The organism is Ancylobacter sp. GW821-FHT10E12, assembly GCF_058809335.1.
In genome coordinates this window covers 108,378-129,500 of record NZ_JBXASN010000006.1, presented here as the reverse complement: position 1 = coordinate 129,500, position 21,123 = coordinate 108,378, and the positions used below count along the sequence as shown (strand labels likewise).

The following is a 21,123-nucleotide window of genomic DNA, read 5'->3' as shown; positions in this document are numbered from 1 at the left end:
TCTCAGCCAACATCAATCCGCGTGGGAGTTGTTGCGCACATCGGCCTCGGCCTGACGATCCTGGCGGCCGGCCTGTTCATGCTGGGCGGCGGTGTCCATCTGATCAGCCTCGGCGGTTCATGGTACTTCGCGCCGGCGGGCCTCGGCCTCACGGTGGCCGGCGTCCTGATCGCCATGCGCCGCCCGGCCGGCGCGGCGATGTACATGCTCGTCTTCGCCGCGACCGTCATCTGGGCGCTCTGGGAGGTCGGCCTTGCCTTCTGGCCGCTGGTTTCCCGCCTGTTCGCGCCTGCCGTGCTTGCGCTCCTCGTATGCTTGCTTGTACCGGCCCTGCGCTTCCGCGGGCGCTCGGCTCCCAAGCTCCCGGCCTATGCGCTCGCCGCTGTTCTCGCTCTGGCGCTGGGGGCGACGGTCTACAAGGCGTTCCAGCCCATGCCGCTGGTGACAGCCGAAGGCGCTCCGCCGCCGGTGGCGGGTGCCGCCGTGAACCCGATCAGTGGGCAGGACTGGCCCTATTGGGGGCGCACGCCGTCGGGCACGCGCTTCGCGCCGCTGGACCGGATCACGCCGGCCAACGTCGCCGGACTGCAGGTTGCCTGGACCTATCGGACCGGCGAGATTCCGAGGCCGGAGGCGGGCGAGGGTTTCGTGGTCACACCCCTGCATGTGAACGGGCTGCTCTACGGCTGCACGCAGTCCAATGTGATCTTCGCGCTCGATGCGGATACCGGCGGGGAGCGCTGGCGCTTCGATCCGCAGGCGCGCGGCAACCTGCGCCCGCGTTGCCGCGGCGTGGGCTACCATGACGCGTCCGCCGGCGGCGTTTTAGAAGCTCCCGCTGCCACGTCCGGTGCCGTCGCCTGCACGCGCCGCATCATCTCCACCATGGTGGATGCGCGCATGATTGCCGTCGATGCGCTGACGGGATCGCCCTGCGCCGACTTTGGCGACAACGGCGTCGTCGGCCTGGGTCCGGGAATGGGCGAGATCAAGCCCGGCTTCTACTTTCCGACCGCCGCGCCGACCATCGTGCGCGACTTGGTGATCGTCGGCGGATTGGTGTGGGACAACGCCGAGGTCGGGGAGCCTTCCGGCGTCGTCCGCGCCTTCAACGTGCGCACCGGCGCGCTGGTCTGGGCCTGGGACCTCGGCAACCCGGCCGTCGCGCGCCTGCCGCCCGAGGGCGAGAGCTACACCCGCGGGACGCCCAATGTCTGGTCCACGCCGGCCTATGACGACGCCCTCGGATTGATCTACCTGCCCACCGGCAACGCCACCCCGGACTTCTGGGGCGGGCATCGCACGGAGGCGGCCGAGCAATATTCGTCGTCCATCGTCGCACTCGACATCGCGACCGGTCGCGAGCGCTGGCGCTTCCAGACCGTCCATCACGACATCTGGGACTACGACGTGCCCTCGCAGCCGGCGCTCTACGACGTGCCCGATGGTCGCGGCGGCACGATCCCGGCGCTGATCCAGACCACCAAGACCGGGCAGATCTTCATGCTCGACCGGCGCAACGGCACGCCCATCGCCGAAGTGCAGGAGCGGCCGGTCCCGCAGGGCGGCGTGGCCGACGACCGAACGGCGCCGACGCAGCCTTTCTCGGTGGGGATGCCGTCCATCGGCACCGGGCCGCTGAGCGAGCGGCGCATGTGGGGCATGACCCCGCTCGACCAGCTGGCCTGCCGCATCGGATTCCTTAAGGCGCGCTACGAAGGCGCCTTCACGCCGCCGGGCGAGCGGACCACCATCCATTTTCCGGGTTGGTTCGGCGGCATGAACTGGGGCTCGGTCTCGATCGCCGAGAACCTCGGCTACCTGATCGTCAACGACATCCGCATGGGCGTGACGACCCGCCTCGTCCCACGCGCCGAATACGACGCCCGGCTCCGGGGACCCGGCGCCGAGGGCACCGGCGCGCCTCAATTGGGCACGCCCTGGGCCATCGAGCAGGGCAGCTTCGTCTCTCCGCTCGGCATTCCCTGCCAGGAACCGCCTTACGGCACACTGACGGCCATCGACCTCGCCACACGGCGGATTGCCTGGCAAATGCCACTGGGCACGGTCGAGGACCTCGGCCCGCTGAACATCGCCACGCACCTCCCGATCCCGATCGGTATGCCGACGCGCGGCGGACCGGTAACGGCCTCCAGCGGCATCGTCTTCATGGCGGGCACCCAGGACTACTATCTCCGCGCCATCGACGTGCGCACGGGGCGCGAACTCTGGAAGGGACGGCTGCCGGTCGGTGCAGAAACCACGCCGATGACCTATGTGTCGCCGGGCAGCGGCCGCCAGTTCGTGGTCATCAGCGCCGGCGGCACAGGCGCCAGCGGTCAAATGGGCGACTATGTCATCGCCTTTGCGCTGCCGAGGTGAGGGGCCGGGCAAGCCGCGCGCTCGCTAGAAAGCTGCGCGGAGGGCCTCGCAGAGAGGCCCGCCGTACTTATCTCTCGAACCTTCAGTCTAGCTGCGGCGATCCAATCCGTGACGCTCATGCCGCGAGATGCTGATCGAAGAAGGACTGCAGTTTGTCCCACGGGATGAGGTCCACCTTGTCGTACAGGTCGACGTGTCCGGCGCCGGGGACGATGAACAGCTCTTTCGGTTCGGCGGCCTGCTTGAATGCCTGCTCGCTGAAGAAGCGCGAATGAGCCGTTTCACCCGCGACAAGCAGGATCGGCCGCGGCGAGATCATGTCGACATGATCGAACGGGCGGAAGTGGAGGTAGGACGGGTCGCCCGACATCGCCATCGCCGTGGTCGCGCGAGGATGGCGTCCGCGGGGCGTACGATAGTAGTCGAAGAATTCCCGCGTGATCGGGTCGGTTTCTGCAGTCAGGACTTCCGGCAGCGCGCCGTAACGCACCTCGGCGCCCGCGGCTTCCGCCCAACGCTGCTCGCCGACGGCGGTCAGGGTTTCGAGGCGGGCCTCGGCGTTCATCGGCTGGCCGTTCCAGGCCCACTTGGCGCCGCCCATATCGTACATGCTGACCGTGGCGACCGCCTTCATGCGAGGGTCGATCTGCGCGGCGGCCAGCGCGAAGCCGCCGCTGGCGCACACGCCGATGACGCCGATGCGGTTGCGGTCCACCAGCGGGTTCACGCCGAGGAAGTCGACGCCGGCGCTGAAATCCTCGACTGTGGCTTCCGGCGACGAGATGAAGTGCGGCTGGCCGCCGCTCTCGCCGTTGTAGGAGGCGTCGTGCGCGATGGTGACGAAGCCACGCTCGGCCATCGTCTGGGCATAGAGGCCGGCGGTCTGCTCCTTCACGCCGCCGTAGGGATGCCCGACGACGAGAGCGGGATGGCGTCGCGAACGGTCGATGTTCTTCGGGACGTACATGTCCGCGACGAGGTTGATGCCCAGACGGTTCGAGAAGGAGACCTTCCGGTGATCCACGCGCTCGCTCAGCGGGAAGGTCTTGTCCCAGGAGCCGGCATATTGCGCGATGGCTTGTCCGTTCGTAAGCGACAGTGCCCCAAGAGCCGCGGCGCTTACGCCGGTCAGTTTCAGGAGATTGCGCCGAACGACATTCAGATCGGTCGGTTGTTCAAGCGTATGTCCGGTTTCGTCCTGCTTGCTCATGACCTGACTCCGTAGCTGTTGGATTGACCACTCTCATCAAAATCTAGGTAAGGCGAAGCGCTCGGATTAGATCACCTGCTTCGCTTGTCGTTATGAGCTGCGCTCATCAATTGGCGGCGTTCGGCGATAAGGCGTGCGTCCGCGTCGAGCTTCGATGCTGATCAGTCGCCGCTCCCTGTTGCGGACACCTCCAGTGCCTTCCGTCCCGCCTCAGACGAGCTGATTCCGGAGCGGCAAGCTGCGTATGCGCTTGCCGCTGGCGGCATGGATCGTATTGATCAAGGCCGGCGCAACGGGAGGCACGCCGGGCTCGCCGACGCCGCCGAGGGGCGCGTCACATCCCGTCGTCGACGCGAGATGCGTGTGAATCTCCGTCGGTGCGGCCTCGATGCGCGTTACATAGGTATCGAAATTCGACTGCTCCGGCCTGCCGTCATTGAAGGAGATCTCGCCGACCGTCGCAAGGCTGATCCCCTGGAAGACCGTTCCCTCGAGCTGCGAGCGCACGTGATCGGGGACAACGAAGGCTTCGCAGTCGAAGGCGATATCCACGCGCGGGATCGTCAATTCTCCGTTCGCTCCAACCTCCACCTCGACCACGACAGCCGTATAGCTCACGAAGCTATGATGGTCGGCGATGCAGATGCCGAGGCCGCTGTCGCGTAGCATGGCGTGCCCTCGATTTTCGGCGCCCGCCGTAGTTTGGATCATCCGGCGCAGGCGTCCGGTGTCGAAGGGATAGAGCCTCGGATCTAAGCGAATTTGTTCGAGATGGATGCCTGTTCGATCCGGCGATCCACGCCGACGATTCCGGGCCGAGCAGTTCTAGGAGATATTGATTGGGATCGCGCCCGGCGGCGGCGGGCTCCGCCACGAAGCGCTGGACCGCGAAGGCGTGGGGAATGTTGGCGACGGATCGGAACTAGCCGATACGGGTGTGCGCCGTTGCCTCGGGGTTTTCGACCCTCAGATTGGGAATGGTAAACGGCACTTCCACGGTTCCCATGCCGGGCTCGAGAGGGGTCTCGTGGGTGACGTTCGGCTCGAAGATCGATACGATGCTCGGCGCGACCGTGCGGTGCAGCCACGCGACGCCCCTGCCGAAGTCCGGCTCCGACTTGCGGCCAAAGCCACTGCCGAGCAAGGTCGTATGGACGATCACCTTCTCCGGGAGAGTGTTGAAGCGCTTGGTGAGGTCGGCCCTGATCGCCTCCGGCGCCTGGACACTACTCCGGACTTCGCAGGATCTATCGGCGACGCGTGCGGTAGCGGTCGGCGGCTCCATCGGTGCCTGTGCAAGGCGCGGGATGCAATAGGAGGCCTCGACGCGGCGGGCGGCACCGGCGAGCGCGGCGTCCACATCGCCGTCATTGCGCATGACGGTTCCGGGCTTGCCCGGACCACTTTTATGGCCCCGCGATACTTGGCCGAATTGTAGCTGACGTTCGGCCCGTCATCCCATTGGATATCGAGAAGGGATCGCTCTTTAATCGCAGCGAGTATGTTTTCCGCGACCACACCGATCGCTCCAGCGGTTGAAATGCGGATGGAATGGCCGGAGCATCTATGGCCACGACCTTCAAGACACCCGGCACCTTGAGCGTTTCGGCATCATAGCTCTTCACCTTGCCGCCATAGACACGAGGGCGTGCGATGAACGCGACGACCATTGCATCAACCTGAGCGTCGATGCCATAGATCGCCTTGCCAGTCGTTATGTCATAGTTGTCGGCAAGGCAGATGCCATCCTTGCCGACGTCGCGGAACTTGTCGGGAGCCTTGAAGACGAATGCCCCGCGTGCCGGTACCGACTGCTCCGCCACCCCCCTGTGCAAGCTCCCCGAAGCCGAGGCGGCGGCCGCTCGGGCCGTGCACGATCTCGTGGTTCGTCGCAGATACGTCAGCCACCGGCACGCCCCACCGCGCCGCCGCTTCCTGTTCGAGAATCTGCTTGGCCGCGGCGCTGATGCGCCGAAGCGGCCGGAAATGCTGCCGCATGCTGCGCGAGCCGTCGGTGTTCTGGTTGCCGTATCGGGCCTCGTCACCTGGCGCCTGCCGCATCCTGAAGCGGCCCAGATCGGCCTCCAGTTGTCGGCAACGACCATGGCCCAGATGGTGCGAACGCCCTGTCCGATCTCCGCGCGATTGCAAAGGAGATTGACCGTACCGTCCCCTTCGATGGCGAGGAAAACGCGGGGGTCATCCTTGAGACCGCGCGGCATTGCGCCACCGCCATAGGGTCTTTCTCTTGCGCATATGCCGGCGACGGCAGTTGGGCTGCGAGCACGAGAGCACCAGCCGTCAACCCGAACATAAACGCGCGCAGGCTCACACTAGCAAGCGCGTTGGCGTGGCCGGGTTGTTGCTCTTGCGGGGAAAGGATCGTAGTGGCGTTCATCACCCGACCCTCCCCGCGGCGAGCCTGATGGTGGCGCGAATGCGAGGATACGTGCCGCGGCGACAGATATTCCCGCTCATGGCGGCGTTGACGGTCTCGTCGATCGGACGCGGCGTGTCCCGCAGGAGAGACGCCGCCTGCATAATCTGCCCAACCTGGCAATTGCCGCGTTGCGCGACGTTCGACTCGCGCCACGCGACTTGGACGGGGTGCGTTCCATCCGGCGACAGCCCCTCGATCGTGGCGATCGACGCACCGTCAATGTCGCTGACCAAAGTCTGGCATGAGCGAACGGCAGTCCCATCAAGATGAACGGTGTACGCGCCGTAAAGCGCTTACCCGCATCCGAATTTGATGCCGACCATGCCCGCGACATCCCGAGGATACCAAAGCAGCGGCATTTCCGGATCGCCATCGAAAGTATGCAAACTTCTGTTGATGGTGAACGTGCTCATATCTCTCCCTCGGTGAGATCGCGCAATCGAACAGAGTGTTGTTGGTTCGTACTTCGAGACTGCCTCTTCAGTTGGCCGGCCAGCTCACGGGTGATCCCAACTGACGACGCACCTCCGCCGTCTTGGAGTTGGAAAAATCTACACTGATATCTACCCCGTGATTAGGCGAATAGATGGCATGAAGCTATGAGTGAGCTTCATGAATGTGATGCTTATTCAGCTTGCAATGATGTGCAATAATATTCATGTTTATATGAGCAGGAATCATGAATGATCCGTGAGAATGTCAACGATCTCATCGCTTTCTTGGCTGTCGCCCGCGAGCGCAGCTTCACGCGGGCCGCGGCCAAGCTCGGCGTATCGCAGTCGGCGCTCAGCCATGCGATGCGCCAGTTGGAGGAGCGGCTCGGTATTCGACTGCTGACCCGCACCACGCGCAGCGTGTCCCCAACGGAAGCGGGTGAGCGTCTCCTGCAGACTATCGGCCCGCGGTTCGAGGAAATCGAAGCTGAGCTTGAGGCCGTTACGGCCTTGCGGGAAAAGCCCGCCGGGATGATCCGAATTACGGCAGGCGATCATGCCGTCGAGACGATCCTCTGGCCGAAGCTCGAGACGTTTCTGCGGAGCTATCCAGACATCAAGGTTGAGCTCATCATCGACTACGGCCTGTCCGACATTGTCGCCGAGCGGTATGACGCGGGCGTGAGGTTCGGCGAACAGGTCGCCAAGGATATGATCTCGGTGCGAATCGCGCCGAGCGTCCGGTTCGCGGTGGTCGGGTCTAAGTCTTATTTCGCGGAGCACTCACCTCCCGAGACCCCGCAGGATCTCGTCCGTCACGCCGGCATCAATCTGCGTCTCCCGACCTATGGCGGGATATATGCTTGGGAGTTCGAGAAAGACGGCCGTGAACTCAAGGTGCGTGTCGACGGCCAACTGGTCTTCAACAGCATCTTCCGCGTCCTGAATGCAGCGATGGCCGGTTTCGGGCTCGCCCATATGCCGGAGGATCTCGCCGAGCCCCATATCGCGAACGACCGTCTCGTCCGGGTGCTGGAAGACTGGTGTCCCTATTGGTCGGGCTATCACCTCTACTACCCAAGCCGTCGACAGCACTCGCCAGCCTTCGCCTTGTTGGTTGACGCATTGCGCTATAGAGGGTGAAAGTGTTGACGGAGAACGTGGCAGGCGTCCCCTAAGACCTGGAAGACGCCCTCCATCGTCAGGCGCCACATTCTTGTCGATGTCCATTGCAGGATCAGATCGGCGATGTGCAGGTTGTTCCTTTCCTGCATGATCATATGGCTGTTGCCGTGGATGCCCAATGAGGGCTGATGCGGCATCTGCGCGTTTCCGCTCGCATACCGATGAACGCCTGGTACAGGTCGAAGCTGCTCTTCCAGGAGCCGCAGGGGATGCCCCATGCCTCGCCGCGCGCAATACTCATTCCAGCCCATCCTGCGGTCGGGTGTCGTTTCTTACGTCTTGCCTGTCAAACGGCGTTGGAACGGGACCCTTGATCGGCGCGCAAAAGGGGCTCTGACGCAGATTTGGTGGTGTGGTGCTATGCTGGCGCGACGAGGCGAGCCTCCAGCAGGTCGAGTTTGCCGCGACCGTACATCTGGCGCTTCACCAGCTTGAGCTTGGTGATCTGGCCCTCGGTCTGGCCGTTGGACCAAGAAGACGTGATGGCCGCGGCGACGGCAGCGTGATCCTTTCTCACGCCGCGGCCGAACGCGGCCACGAGGCTTGAGCTCGCACGTTCCAGCCAAGGGCCGAGATCGGGAAGAGCCTTCTTGCGGATTATGGTCTGGAAGGCGGCGATGATCTCGCGGGCCTCGACAAGCGAGGGTACGCTCTCGATCGCCGCGATCAACACGGTTTCGGATCTGGAGAGTTGATCGCGGGCGAGGGTCATCAATCGTGCAAGGGTTCGCGCCGATGGCGTCCGGTTCAGGGCGCCGCCCTCGACCGCCTCGGCTCGCCGGCGGCGCGTGGCCCATTCCGTGACGACCCTGAGGCTGCCACGGAAACCGTGGTGTCCGAGCCGACGCCAGAGCTCGGCACCATTGCGCTGCCCAGCCGCCCACTGCGCGTCGAGCCAGGGCAGGAACAGCTCGAGAGAACTTTCGCGAGTGCGGAAGACGTCCGAGCGCTGCCCGCGTATGACGCGCTGGACGAGGCCGCGGCTGTGACCGGTGCGTCGCACGATATCTTTGATCGTCACCCCCGCCTTTGCGAGGTCGAGAATGGCTACGTTGGTCTCCTCACGGTGTAGATATCCTTCATATTGGATGCGTTCGGCAGCGGTGAGCAGATCCGCATTGATGGTGGATGCGCCGACGGCGGCACGGATCTGGCGCATGGATTTGCGAACGGCGTCGACAAAGGCCCGGCTCGCGTTCTCCATCAGGTGCCAGCGATCAGCGACCTGTGTCGCGGCTGGTAGGGCTTTCGCCGCAGCCAGTGCATAGCCGCCGCCCCGGTCTCGGGCGACAATGGTGATCTGTGGCTGCTGGGACAGCCAGGCTTGAGCGGTTGCCGGCTCCCGGTCAGGCAAGAGGGCGATGGTCTGGCGCCGCTCCAGATCGCGGATCAGCGATCCATAGCGCTGATTGCGTCGCCAGGCCCAGTCATCGATCCCGATCACCGCAGGCGGCACGAAGGGCGGTCGACCTCGCCTTCGGATCACCCGGAGCAGCGTGTCGTTGCTCGCCGGCAGCATCAGTCTTTGCGCAAACCGCGCTGCCGGCCGGCCACCCAAAGCGAGCCCGAGATGGTGGACGAGGTCATCGAGCCGAGCCGTGCGCCGGGACCATGGCAGCAGGGCCCCATTATCGAAGCGCTCCGTGAAGATGCGGCGTGGGCACAGCACCGCGTCGCAATGAAAGCGCCGCGCCTGAATGACGAGACGGACCGGCCTGCCGGAAAGCGGCAGATCTGCCAGCTGCCGAGCATAGCGGCTGTGAACGCGCATCGAGGCTGCCCCGCATCCCGGGCAACAACTCCTTGCACTGGAGGCACGGAGGCAGATCTGGATGCCGGAATCCGCGTCGACCACTTCATCGACGACAAAGCCGCGCGGCACCAGCTCCGAGACCCGTAAATCCTGGCCCATGGCATTGATTCTCCACGTGAACCAATGCCAGCCAGACCCTCAACTCCATCAAAAGTGAGTCAGAGCCCTTATTCCACGCCGATTCACATCTTGCCGTTCAGGGGGGCGCCATGAACCATGACGACCGGAACGCCGCCTTTCTCAAAAGGGCCAAGAGGCGAAGACAACCGGACTGCTGTTTCCGCCACGGCTTCTCCCCGACCAAGAAGTTGCCCTGTTCCTTGAGCACAAGAGGAGAGGTATGCGTGTAAACTTGATCGACGGACTGTGCAGGGGCGGGCGCGACGCCGATCACGGTGCGGGCCGTGAGGGCGAGCACATGCCACATGGTGCGGGAAGCTGACCTTGTGATCACGGCGGCTTTCCCTCGTCGCTGTTATCGCGACCCGAGCCGCCGAACAAGAAATTGGGTGGAGGAGCCACGACCTCGCCGTGAAACGGACCCTAGTTCGGACGCGCGTCGAACACCGCCTTTGCCACGGGAACCGCGGAGAAGGCATTCGGCCAACCGGCATAGAACGCGACATGCGCGATCACCTCCGACGCCTGCTCTTTCGTCAGTCCGTTATCCATGGCCCGATTGAGGTGATAGGTCATCTGCGCCACTTGTCCGTTCGCGATCAACGAGGTGACGGTCACGAGGCTCCGATCCCGCGGCGCCAGGTCAGGGCGTCGCCACAGGTCCTCGAACAGAACGCCATTGGTGTATTCCACGAGCCCTTCGGACACGGGTCCGACATTCTGCCGGACGCCGGCGGCGCGCTGTTCGTCGGTGGCCCTATCGATGGGGAGAAGTGTCGGAGATGCGCTGGGAAGTTGATCGGCGCTAATGTCGCGCTGGGCGAAAACATCCTTCGCGACAGCGATAGCCGACATGGCGTTCGCCCAGCCCGAGTAGAAGGCGAGATGGGTGATAATCTCGGAGATTTCGCTGGGCTTGAGGCCATTATCGAGTGCCAGGTTGAAGTGGTACGGCATCTCGATCGTCTGAATGCGCGCGATCAGAATCGCCAGGGTGACGATGCTACGGTCCCGGGGGGCGAGGCCTGGGCGCTTCCACACCCCATCGAGAAGCGGCCCCTGCGTGTATCTTTCAAGGGCCGGGGACACGGATCGGACTTCATCGAAGGTCAAAGACCGTACGCCTGACACCGGCCCGGCTCCATGATTGCTGTCCTGCGCGAAGGCCGGAGTGGCCAGCGCAAGCGACAGGATAGCTGTGGCGAGAAGTTTCATACGGCCTCACTTTGACGGTTTGGAATGTGGGTGCCGGGTCTCTCTGCCGCCCTGCAGCAGGCGATCACAAATTCCCGTGAATTGGCCACAAGCGTCTCCACAGAATGCCGCAAGGTTAGGCGCGCTTGCCGTGACATTTTAGTGGGGTTCGATCGATAGGGCCTATGAGCCCTTCACATAAATCCTCACTGCTCAATGAGCGAGAAGAGCGGTCACGACACGAGCCAGTCGTCGATAGCCTGCAACTCGGCCTGCTTCCGGCTTCGCGGACACCGAGATTGGGTGTTTCATGAAGCCGGAGGTGGCAGATGCAGCAAAGACGATTTGGGCGTGAATTCAAGATCGAGGCGGTTCGCCTGATCAGGGAACGCGGTGAGCGTCGCGCAGGCGTCTCGGGATCTGGATATCCGCGAGAACGCGCTGCGCAAATGGGTAACAACGGCTCAATGGCATGCCGAACGATCGGGCCGGCGTCCGAAAGCTGCGAAGCTTGTGCAGAACCCGGCTCTACGCACCTATGTCGAGGAAAAGCTCGCCGGAATGATCGCGGCGCCGAATGGTATTGCCGTTCCTGGCCCTGAGGTTCCCTGGAATGGGCGCCGGCATGACCAACGAAAGGACCGACGGGCCAAAGCATGGAGCACGGAGCAGATCGCCCGGCGCCTCGTCGTCGACTTTCCGGATGACGAGACGCTGCGCATCAGTCACGAAGCCCTCTATCAGGCGCTCTTCATCCAGGGTCGTGGGGCGCTGCGCCGTGAACTGACGGCGTGCCTGTGAACTAGCCGGGGCGTTGCGGACGCCGCGGGCCGGAGCGGGGCAGCGCGGCAAGGGTTTCGTGACACCCCCGATCATGATCAGCCAGCGTTCGGCCGAGGCGTCCGATCGGGCAATACTGGGACACTGGGAGGGCGATCTCATACTGGGGCTGGGCAGTTCGGCGATCGGCACACGGGTCGAACGCACGACGCGCTTCACGATGCTGTTGCATCTCCCGCGACTGACGGCCACGGGGAGGCGCCGCGAGCCAAGAATGGACCGGCACTCGCTGGTCATGGTGCCGAGGCTGTTCGCGACGCGATCACTCGCCCCATCGTGAGCCTGCCTCAGGAACTACGTCGCTCGCTGGCCTGGGACCAAGGCGCCGAAATGGCCCAACACGTGGCGCTCAAGATCGACGCGGGCATCCAAGTCTACTTCTCGATCCTCAGAGGCCTTGGCAGCGTGGCACCAATGAACACACCAATGGATTGCTGCGCCAGTACTTTCCCAAGGGGACGGACCTGAGCGCGCATAGTACCGAAACGATCGCCGCCATTGCTGCAACCCTCAACGCCGGGCGCCGAAAAAACCCTCGGCTGGAAGACCCAGCCGAGGCACTTGACTAGTGGCTGGCATAGGACGGAATGTCCCCGTTGCAATGACCGCTTGAATCCGTCCAATATACCAGCCAGCACTTTCAGTAGCTGCTGGCCGAGAACGGCGTCACCTGCTCGATGAGCCGATCTGGCAACGTCTGGGACAGCACTTCCATGGAGAACTTCTTCTTATCCCTGCAAACCGAGCGGATCCGGGGCCAACTCTACCGGACGCGTGACGCGGCCGGGGCCGATTTGTTCGATTACATCGAGAGGTTCTACAACCGCGCATCAGAACACCCATCTGGCTATGTGATTGAAGTGAAGAGGTTTTGCTGTGCGGGCGGCGATCCCGCGGGGTATTTTGGGTTTTGCCGCGCCCGTGCGGTGATGGATTGGGCGGCATCTGTGCCAAGAGCGGCTCGTGCGAAGACCCACGGGCCATCCGGCAGGGGATGGATGGCTTCGATCTCGCCGCCCTCGGCGGCCAGTCTGAGCGTTCTGGTCGAGACCTTGAGGAGCTTGGCGGCGTCGGTGAGGTTGAGCCAGGGCTCGAGGCCATCGGCCGCAGGCTTGAACACAGGGATCCTGTAGTTCGACCGCATGGAGGTGACGCGCTCACGCGTCCAGCGATTGCCATTGCCGGTGTTCAGGGCGTTGCGATTGAGAAGGCCGGCGATCAAGTCGTCGCTGGCGATCAGCACCAGTTCGCGCACCGCCGCGACGATATCGGTCGATGTGCTGTTGCGCTGCCCGCGCCGGCGCTTCGGCAGGCGCATCTCGCTATGGGCGCCGCCGGCCCAGAGGATGATCAGAACGATCTCGGAGGTGGCATCGTCGATATTGGCGACTACTTCGTTGATCAGGATACGGACGATCCGCTTCTTCAGCCGAGCGTTGGTGGTCGGTGCCGACCACACGGTCTGCAGGTTCGACGCGAGCAGGCCGAGCATGGCGGGATCGATGCTTACCGCGGGCTTGGCCGCATCATGTGCCGCGATCTTGCTCTCGATCTCCCCCACCTTGGCGAGCGCCCTGTTCCAACGCGCTTCGAGTTCGCCGGCCACCAGCCGGTTGGCCGGATCCGCGGCATCGTATTGCCGGAAGGCACGGTCGGCAGCATAGCGCGCCGCTTCCAGGTCGCGGCCAAGGGCCTCGTGGACCTGATCCCGCTGCCCAGCCGCCTGTGACGCGACTTCCTGCGCCGCGGCGACGGCGCCAGGGCCGACCACGCCCAGGAGCGCCTCCTCGATCGCGTCGTCGACGCGCAGGCCGCCGAAGGCGATGCAGGACGGGCCGCCATGGTCCATCCAAGTGCGCGAGCAGCTGTAACGCGGGATGCCGTGCCTGGCCCCGGTGTAGCGAAGCGTCAGCTTGCGGCCGCAGCGCCGGCAGCGGACCAGGCCAGCGAGCAGCGCCTCGCCATGCTTAGCGGCGCCATGATGCCTACCGGTCGGAACATTGCTTGCCACCATCGCGCGGATCGCTTCGAACCTCTCCCAGCTCACATAGCCGTCATGGGCACCGGGCTTCAGGGCGAGCCACTCATCTCGTGTCCTGCGGCGAGTCTTCACCCTGATGCCGTCGGCAGCATAAGCCGCCGCCGCGCTCGTTTTACCATAGGCATAGGCGCCGCCGTAGACCGGGTTCGCGATGATCCGGTGGATGGAGGCGTAGTTCGGCCGGCGCCAGGCCGTGTCGCCATTGCGCTGCTTCCCAGGCAGATCGAGCCGATGTTCATGCAGCCAGCACAGCGCCTGGCGTGCGCTGCCGAGTTCCTGGACCTTGTCGAAGACGAGCGAGATCGCCTCATGAACGCGCCGATCCGGATCCTTCTCATAACGGTCATCCGCCTTCACGAAGCCGATCGGCGCGGAGACGACCAGCTCACCGCGGCGCGCCTTGGCGTAGCGGGCGGCGAGAGAACGCTGACGCAGAAGATCGAGCTCGTACTCGTTGAGGCTGCCCTTGAGGCCCAGCAGCAGGCGATCGTCGCCATGGCGCGGCGCATAGACCGTCTCCTGATCGACGAGCACAGTGTCGACGACCCGGCACATCTCGATCAGCTGCTGCCAGTCGCGGCTGTTGCAGGCGAAGCGCGAGACCTCGCGGGCGCAAACCGCGCCGACCTTGCCGAGGCAGGACGACTGCGCCGTTTTCGGCGTGGTGGCGCAGCTGGTGGCTCCGCTGCCGTGACAGGTTCGGGTGCAACGACCGCCGGCACAAAGGCCGGCAGCGTCTGCGCGGCCTTGCGCGCCTCGCGGCGCCATGTGAACAACTGCTGCGGCGTCAGGCCATGCCGGCGTGCAACCTCGGACACGACCGCTCCGGGAACCAGCGTCTCCTCAAGAATCCGCGCCCGAACGTCGACACTCCAACGCCGCCGGCCCAGCGCCCCGTTGATCACCTCGAAACGCCGGACCTCGCCCTCCGGCTCAAGTCTATGGTCAAGCCCAGACACAAAACGATCCTCCAAATCGGATCGTCAGCCTGCCTCGTCAAACCGTCGCCAAAAAGGTGCGACCGCGACACCGCTTACAGCGATCCAGCATATGGCGAAAGATCTCATCAGGCCGGCATCCTGCCAGGCCCGGAGCCTGCGCCAGCAGGTCATTCCGGAACAGCCGGCCACCTCGAAGGGTAGCCGCTCCCACGGGATCGCTGTGTACAGCGCGAACAGGATGCCGACCAGTGCCTCACAGTTCTCCACCCGAGGCCGCCCGCCCTTCGGGCGCGGCAAAGCGGAAGGAAACAACGGGGCGATTTCGGCCCAGAGGGCATCGGGCAAAAGCTTCTTGGCCATGCCAAAGGTTCGGCCGCATATGGTTAACAAACAGTTTTGTTAGGTGCTCTTAATCGAGACGATCGACACCGCAGTTGCCATGGGCCCATGGGCATCGATTGTGACCAGTTGGTCAAGGTCGATGGTGTCGTTGAGCCGCTCTCAATAGCTGAACTCCTGATGGCCGAATCTATAGGAATCTGCAATCCTGAGCTTCTCCCTACATGCAAAAAAAGCTGCCTCCGTTCAAGGAGGGCAGCCAATTAGCACCCGGGAGGAAGCGGGCGTCGAAAACACAGCGTAGCGCCGGTCGGCGATGGTTCAGCCTTGGAACACAGCCTTCTGCTCAACCAGACTCGCTATCTGCTCGTCCGATAGCCCCAGGCCTCGAAGCGCATCGATCGTATCCGCTCCTATCGCACCGGCAGGCTTACCCATGGCCGCCGGAGATGCGGAGAAGGTGATCGGCGACCGGATCGATCGAATCTGGCCCTTGGTCGGATGTTCCACGTTCTGGATCAGTCCGACCTGCCGCAGATGCGGGTCATCGAAGATTTCGGAAAGCTGCAGGACCGGCGCGACCGGAACGCTGGCTTCCCGCAGTTTTTCAAGCCAGTAGGCCGTTTTCTGCTGTCCGATCAACTCGCCGAGCAGGCCGTAAAGAACCTCGTAATTCTGGCTCCGAGCGTTCTGGGTTATAAAGCGGGGATCGCTGGCCAGATCCGGGCGCCCGACGATGGCGAAAAAGTCGCGCCAATTCTTGTCGTTGTAAGGCAGGGCGCAGACATAGCCGTCCTGCGTCCGATGCGGCTTGCGTAGCTGCGACATCACGCGAGCATAGCCGATGCTCTCGTTGTCGCCAAACGTCCGGTCGGCGAGATGCTCGATCATGACGAACTGCACCATGCTCTCGAACATTGGCACTTCGACTTGCTGGCCCACGCCTGTACGCTGCCGGTGCAGGAGTGCTGCCAGCAGCGAATAGGCCATCACCAGACCGCAGACCTTGTCCGCGATCAGCGTCGGGAAGAAGCGCGGCTCGCCGACCATATGCGCCGCCAGATCGGCGACCCCCGACAGACCCTGGATCAGGTCGTCATAGGCGGGGTCATCGCCATAGGGACCGTCGGCTCCGAATCCGTATGCGCCGCAATAGACAATGTCCTTCTTGAGCGATTGCACGCGCTCGTAGCCGTAACCCAACCGCTCAATCGCCTTGGGGCGCATCGCATGAACGAAGGCATCGGCACCGCCGATCAGGGCGTCGAGGACGGCGCGCCCTTCGGGTTTCTTGAGGTCGAGGGCGATATGCGTTTTGCCGCGATTGAGCGTCAGATGGATCGGCCCCATGCCGTGATCGCCGTGCTTGCCGACGAAACGCATAATGTCACCCTGCGGCGTCTCGATCTTTAGGACCTCCGCACCGAAGTCTGCCATGATCTGCATCGCATAGGGTCCCATGACCACGGCGGTCAGGTCGATGATCCGAATGCCATGCAGCGGGCCCGGTCGGAAGGACGAGGTATCGTTCATTTTGATGCAACCCGTGTCGTAGGTAGCGTTTTTGCTGGTCTCGTGTCGATGTCCGCGATGCGGCGCAAGCCCTGTGCCACTGAGGACTGCGAGCTTATGCGATCGCAAGCAGGTTGTCGGACATGTCCAGTTCCGACAAGTCGATCGAGTACGCCTGCGCAGCCGTCCGGTAGAACAGGTTCGCCCTCTCCTCGTTTGAATATGGCTGTACAATGGATTTGAGAGCGTTCCAGAGGGGCACGAAACCGCAGGATCGGCTGTCCGGGGGATAGTTGCTCTCCAGCATGCAGCGCCTGGCTCCGAAGGCTTCGATCGCGACCTCCACCCATGGCCGCCAGGCCTGCGCCAATTCGCGATAGCCGATCGGATCGCCGCGCTCCTGGAAGCCGAACTGCCAGATGGGCATGCCCATGCCGCCGATCTTGCACAGGACATTCGGACGTCGCGCCGCCTCGCGGAGGCCGCAGGCCCAGGTCTCGAAAACCTCCTCTCGGGATTCTCCCTGCAAGCCCATCGGCACCGTCATGTGGTTCACGATGATCGGCATATCCGGGAAAGCGTCCGCAATACGGACAATTTCGGGAAGCTGGGCGTGGAAACCTGTCGCCTCGAAGGACAACCCTCGGGAGGAAAGCTCTGCGAGACCGTGGCGGAAGCCGGGATGCTCATAGATGCCGCTAGGGGGCCGGCCGGTAAAGAAATAGCGGTAAGCGCTCTCGTCCGGATGCTCCATGACGATCTGCCGCATGCCCCGGAAGCGCTCCGGAGCGGTCGCCATGGCGCGATCGAGCAGGGGCGCGACGTCGGTGCCGAGGCGCAGGTCTGCATAGCCGACAATCGCCGCACAGACCCGGATCGGTCCGTAGGCGCCGCTGGCGCTCATGGCCGCTACCCCGTTCGCGAACTCGATTTCACCTAGAGGCCGAAGGGCAACCGGTCCCGATTTTCGCATGAAGGCTTGCGTCTCAACGTAGACCGAGGCGACGATCCGGTGGCCGGCGCGCGCGTCCTCAAGATAGTCCTCGAACATGTATCGTACCGACGGCAGATCGAAGAGATGATGGTGCGAGTCGATGATGGGAATGCCGGGGTCCAGTATCGGCTCATCCCGCCCGTCCAGGCGCTTGTTCATAATCGCGTCGCTCCCTGTCCTTCTCTTTTGTGCCGGTCTCCGGCGCCCGGTCAGATCCGACCTCTCCGGGTCGTTACCGTCTTGAGGATGGTGTAGGAATCGAGGGATTCGTCGCCGCCTTCACGGCCGATCCCGCTTTCCTTGTAGCCGCCGAAGGGCGCGTCCGGCCCTGGGCTGCTGAAGACGTTGATCGCAACCGATCCGGCCTGGAGCTCGCGCGCCATCAAATCGGCGGCTTCCGAATCGTTCGTGAAGGCATAAGCGGCGAGACCGACCGGCAAGCTGTTCGCGAGATTGATCCCGGCATGGAGATCATCCATAGCTACGCAAGCAGCGATTGGACCGAAAGGCTCCACGCTCATGACGGCGGCGTCGAGCGGTACGTCGGCGAGGATGGTCGGCGCGAAGAAGAAGCCGTTGTTGCCGATGCGCGCGCCGCCCGCACGCAGCGAGGCGCCATGGGCGACGGCATCCTCGACGAGCGAGGCCATGGCGTCGAGGCGACGTCCGTTGGCCACCGGCCCCATTTCCACGCCGTCCTCGAAGCCGTCTCCAACCTTAATCGCGCGCGCGGCGCTGGCGAATTCCTCAATGAAGTCGCTATAGATCTCGCGATGGACGATAAAGCGCGTGGGCGAGACGCAGAGCTGTCCGGCCATGCGGAATTTCGATTGCGACGACAGGCGGGCGACGGCGACAGGATCAACGTCGCGGTCGATGAGGACCGGCGCGTGTCCGCCCAGTTCCATGAGGACGGGCTTCATGCCTTCGGCCGCGAGCTTGGTGAGATGCTTGCCGACCGCAACTGACCCGGTCAGCGTGATCATCCGGATCACCGGGGAGGCGATGAGCCGGCTCGAGACCTCGGCGGGATTGCCGAAGACGACGTTGATCGCCTCGGGCGGCACTCCGGCGTCGAGGAAGCACTGGACATAGAGGCAGGCCGTCGCCGGGGTTTCCTCCGCGGGTTTCACCACGATTGAGCAACCGGCGGCGAGAGCGCCGCTGATCTTGCGGGACAGGGCACTGATCGGCACGTTCCACGGCGTGAAGGCCGCCACGGGCCCGACAGGCTCGCGAACGACGAGTTGCTGCAGGGGCGGGGTGGTAGGAACGAAACGGCCATAGCTGCGCAGCAGCTGTTCACAGTCCCATTCGAGGAACGTCGCCGCGCGTTCGACCTCGCCCCGCGCATCCGGCAGCGGTTTGCCCTGCTCCAGGGTGATGACCCGGGCAATCTCCTCGGTACGAGCGCGCACCAGCTCCGCTACGGCACGGAGCAGGCGCGACCGTTCTGCGGGAGGAACCCGCCGCCAGATCTCGAAGCCCTTCTGCGCGGCGGCCAACGCCCGATCGATGTCTTCGGGCGTGGCCCCTGGGACATTGCCGAGCACGGCTTCCGAGCTCGGGTTGCGGGCCTGTGCACAGGCGGGCCGATCGTCGATCCACTTACCGTCTATCAGCAACGCCGGCTGTGGATAAATGGAAATACCTTCCAGCTGCAGGTTGTTCGACATAACTTTCCGAAATTCGCTCATCAATCTTGGCGTCCCTATCGCGGATCATCCGGCGCCGCCGCGTCATCGGCGACCAAGTGAAGGTGCGCAAGGCGCGTGCCATGACTGCCGCGGCGCGGGAGCGCCCGCGCAAGTATCGCGCGCAAGTATCGAGACCTGGGGGCGTGGGATCGTTCCCGTCCTAGGCGTTGGCCATTGACGCTGGCCTCGCGGCGATCACGTCCTGCCGGATCATGTCCGCACCCTTCTCACCAATCATGACGGTCGGCGCGTGGGTGTTACCCGAAGTGACGACCGGCATGATCGAGGCATCGATCACTCGAAGTCGGTCGATGCCGCGAACCCGCAGGCGGCTGTCGACCACCGCCATCGCATCGTTACCCATCTTGCATGTCCCCGCCGGATGGAAAGCGCAATGCCCCTCGCGCTCCATGTAGTCGAGCAGTTGCTCGTCGGTGGTGATGTCATCGCCGGGCAGAATTTCACCCCGCAAGCGTGGCGAGAGCGGTTCCGTAGCGAGAATCTTCCGCAGCAGCCGGACGCCGGTGATCGAGGCCTCCACGTCTTCCGGATGCTCCAGATAGCAGGGATGGAAGGCCGGGGCCTCGAACGGATCGGGCGAACGCAGGTCGATATGTCCGCGGGAAGCGGGACGCACGCGATAGACCGACGCACCGACGGCGTCGTAGTCATGGACCGCCACATCCCCCGACGCGGTGAAGGCAAAGGTCATCGGCCGGAAGCTGAGCTCCAGATCTCCATAGTCAAAGGCCGGGTTGCTCTTGACGAAGGCGGCTGCGGTCGAGGAACCGAGTGCGAGGTATCCTCTCTTGGCCGTCAGATATTTGACTCCCTGCCAATACTTCCGCCAGCCGAGGAGGTCGCGATTGTACGAGCTGTCCGGCGTCGCGCGCACCTGCATGCGGACGGAAAAATGGTCCTGGAGGTTCCGGCCAACCCCCGGAGAATGCATGACCGTGTCGATCCCATGCGTCTGCAGCGCCTTGCCGTCTCCGATCCCCGACAGCATCAGGATATGGGGAGAACTGAGTGCGCCGCCACACAACACGACCTCGCGCTCGGCAGCGATGCTCGACCGCCGGCCGTTCTGTATAACCTCCACGCCGCGCGCTTCCCGCCCCTCCAACAGGACGCGCGCCACATGCACGCCGCTGCGTACCGTCAGGTTGCGCCGGCTTTCCACGGGCCTGATGAAAGCGTCGTAGCTGGTCTGGCGGACGCCGTTGCGGATCGTGAACTGAAGCAGTCCGACGCCATCCTGGTCACCGGTATTCAGATCGTCGAGGCGCTTTATCCCAATACGCTCTGCCGCGGCGATGAAGTCCCCGATCGCGGGGTGGATCAGCACGGGGTCGCTGACCGTCACCGGGCCATCGACGCCATGGAAGGCATTCGCACCCCGCGTGTTGCGTTCGGACCGGATGAAATAGGGCAGTACCTCCTCCCAGCTCCAGCCGATATTGCCAAGCCGCGCCCACTGGTCGAAGTCGCGGCGGTCGCCGCGCACATAGACCATGCCGTTGATGGCGCTGCTTCCCCCGAGGACCTTGCCCCGCGGCCAGTAGAGCTTGCGGTCACGCAGGGTGGGGACCGGCTCGGTATAGAAATTCCAGTTGTAACGTTCGGACTTGAACATCCGGGCCATCCCGGCCGGCGCGCGGATCCAGAAATCGTTGGCTTCGGGACCAGCCTCCAGCAGCAGGACGCGCCTGCCGGGGTCGTCGCACAGCCGCCGGGCGACCGCGCACCCCGCCGATCCGGCGCCCACTACGATGTAGTCGTAACTCTCCAATCCACCCTCCATGCACGTCTCATCAGTCTTTCGCGCAAAGCTGACGGCTTCGATCTGGAGAGCAGCAACCGTCGTGCCAGCGACGACCAAGTAATTCCGAAGTTCATGTAAATTGATACCCCCAGCCTCATCAACGCATCGGCAACCGGGCGGTCGCGGTCGGCGACTGCGTTGGCCTTAGACGTCATG

13 protein-coding genes and 5 pseudogenes are annotated in these 21,123 nt (G+C 63.9%); 4 read left to right on the top strand and 14 right to left on the bottom strand.

The window, feature by feature from the left end:
* Positions 1-21: 21 nt before the first annotated feature.
* Complete coding sequence (locus tag AC1RU4_RS09835; protein WP_492890890.1) at positions 22-2,382, top strand: membrane-bound PQQ-dependent dehydrogenase, glucose/quinate/shikimate family; 2,361 nt, start codon at positions 22-24, stop codon at positions 2,380-2,382.
* A gap of 115 nt (positions 2,383-2,497) precedes the next feature.
* Here the strand turns inward: AC1RU4_RS09835 and AC1RU4_RS09830 are convergent, their stop codons facing one another.
* The 5 genes and pseudogenes from AC1RU4_RS09830 to AC1RU4_RS09810 form a co-directional block, all read right to left on the bottom strand.
* Positions 2,498-3,592, bottom strand: coding sequence for an alpha/beta hydrolase (locus AC1RU4_RS09830; protein ID WP_492890889.1), 1,095 nt, complete (start codon positions 3,590-3,592; stop codon positions 2,498-2,500).
* Between the two features lie 210 nt (positions 3,593-3,802).
* Positions 3,803-4,261, bottom strand: a complete 459-nt coding sequence (locus AC1RU4_RS09825) for a molybdopterin cofactor-binding domain-containing protein (RefSeq protein ID WP_492890888.1) — start codon at positions 4,259-4,261, stop codon at positions 3,803-3,805.
* 253 nt (positions 4,262-4,514) lie between these two features.
* A complete protein-coding gene (locus AC1RU4_RS09820) occupies positions 4,515-4,970 on the bottom strand; it encodes a molybdopterin cofactor-binding domain-containing protein (RefSeq protein ID WP_492890887.1) in 456 nt (151 codons plus the stop codon).
* Between the two features lie 28 nt (positions 4,971-4,998).
* Positions 4,999-5,415 carry a hypothetical protein gene (locus AC1RU4_RS09815; protein WP_492890886.1) on the bottom strand — a complete coding sequence of 139 codons (417 nt, stop codon included), beginning with the start codon at positions 5,413-5,415 and terminating at the stop codon, positions 4,999-5,001.
* A gap of 574 nt (positions 5,416-5,989) precedes the next feature.
* Positions 5,990-6,445, bottom strand: a pseudogene (locus tag AC1RU4_RS09810) ((2Fe-2S)-binding protein).
* A gap of 270 nt (positions 6,446-6,715) precedes the next feature.
* Here AC1RU4_RS09810 and AC1RU4_RS09805 point away from each other — a divergent pair.
* On the top strand, positions 6,716-7,609 hold the full coding sequence (locus AC1RU4_RS09805) for a LysR family transcriptional regulator (protein ID WP_492890885.1): 894 nt from the start codon (positions 6,716-6,718) through the stop codon (positions 7,607-7,609).
* A gap of 400 nt (positions 7,610-8,009) precedes the next feature.
* On the opposite strand, the gene AC1RU4_RS09800 is transcribed toward AC1RU4_RS09805, so the two are convergent.
* Both AC1RU4_RS09800 and AC1RU4_RS09795 read right to left on the bottom strand, forming a co-directional pair.
* A complete protein-coding gene (locus AC1RU4_RS09800; RefSeq protein ID WP_492890883.1) occupies positions 8,010-9,563 on the bottom strand; it encodes an ISL3 family transposase in 1,554 nt (517 codons plus the stop codon).
* A 444-nt stretch (positions 9,564-10,007) separates the two neighbouring features.
* Positions 10,008-10,799, bottom strand: coding sequence for a carboxymuconolactone decarboxylase family protein (locus tag AC1RU4_RS09795; RefSeq protein ID WP_492890882.1), 792 nt, complete (start codon positions 10,797-10,799; stop codon positions 10,008-10,010).
* 308 nt (positions 10,800-11,107) lie between these two features.
* Between AC1RU4_RS09795 and AC1RU4_RS09790 the strand changes: the two are divergent.
* Together AC1RU4_RS09790 and AC1RU4_RS09785 are read left to right on the top strand one after the other, a co-directional pair.
* Positions 11,108-12,187 (top strand): annotated as a pseudogene (locus AC1RU4_RS09790) (IS30 family transposase).
* Between the two features lie 51 nt (positions 12,188-12,238).
* Positions 12,239-12,472: pseudogene (locus tag AC1RU4_RS09785) on the top strand (IS3 family transposase); the annotation flags it as partial.
* Here the strand turns inward: AC1RU4_RS09785 and AC1RU4_RS09780 are convergent.
* The 7 genes and pseudogenes from AC1RU4_RS09780 to AC1RU4_RS09750 form a co-directional block, all read right to left on the bottom strand.
* A complete protein-coding gene (locus tag AC1RU4_RS09780) occupies positions 12,466-14,427 on the bottom strand; it encodes a recombinase family protein (RefSeq protein WP_492890881.1) in 1,962 nt (653 codons plus the stop codon). The pseudogene AC1RU4_RS09785 and the gene AC1RU4_RS09780 overlap by 7 nt on opposite strands.
* Positions 14,361-14,564, bottom strand: a pseudogene (gene tnpA / locus AC1RU4_RS09775) (IS66-like element accessory protein TnpA); the annotation flags it as partial. The gene AC1RU4_RS09780 and the pseudogene tnpA, both read right to left, overlap by 67 nt.
* A 162-nt stretch (positions 14,565-14,726) precedes the next feature.
* Positions 14,727-14,960 (bottom strand): annotated as a pseudogene (locus AC1RU4_RS09770) (transposase); the annotation flags it as partial.
* Between the two features lie 300 nt (positions 14,961-15,260).
* Positions 15,261-16,472, bottom strand: a complete 1,212-nt coding sequence (locus AC1RU4_RS09765; RefSeq protein WP_492890880.1) for a CaiB/BaiF CoA transferase family protein — start codon at positions 16,470-16,472, stop codon at positions 15,261-15,263.
* A gap of 94 nt (positions 16,473-16,566) precedes the next feature.
* Entirely contained in the window at positions 16,567-17,604 is a 1,038-nt protein-coding gene (locus tag AC1RU4_RS09760) for an amidohydrolase family protein (protein WP_492890879.1), read from the bottom strand.
* Positions 17,605-17,654: 50 nt separating this feature from the next.
* Complete coding sequence (locus AC1RU4_RS09755; RefSeq protein WP_492890878.1) at positions 17,655-19,121, bottom strand: NAD-dependent succinate-semialdehyde dehydrogenase; 1,467 nt, start codon at positions 19,119-19,121, stop codon at positions 17,655-17,657.
* A 181-nt stretch (positions 19,122-19,302) separates the two neighbouring features.
* Positions 19,303-21,024 carry a GMC family oxidoreductase gene (locus AC1RU4_RS09750; protein WP_492890877.1) on the bottom strand — a complete coding sequence of 574 codons (1,722 nt, stop codon included), beginning with the start codon at positions 21,022-21,024 and terminating at the stop codon, positions 19,303-19,305.
* Between the last annotated feature and the right edge of the window lie 99 nt (positions 21,025-21,123).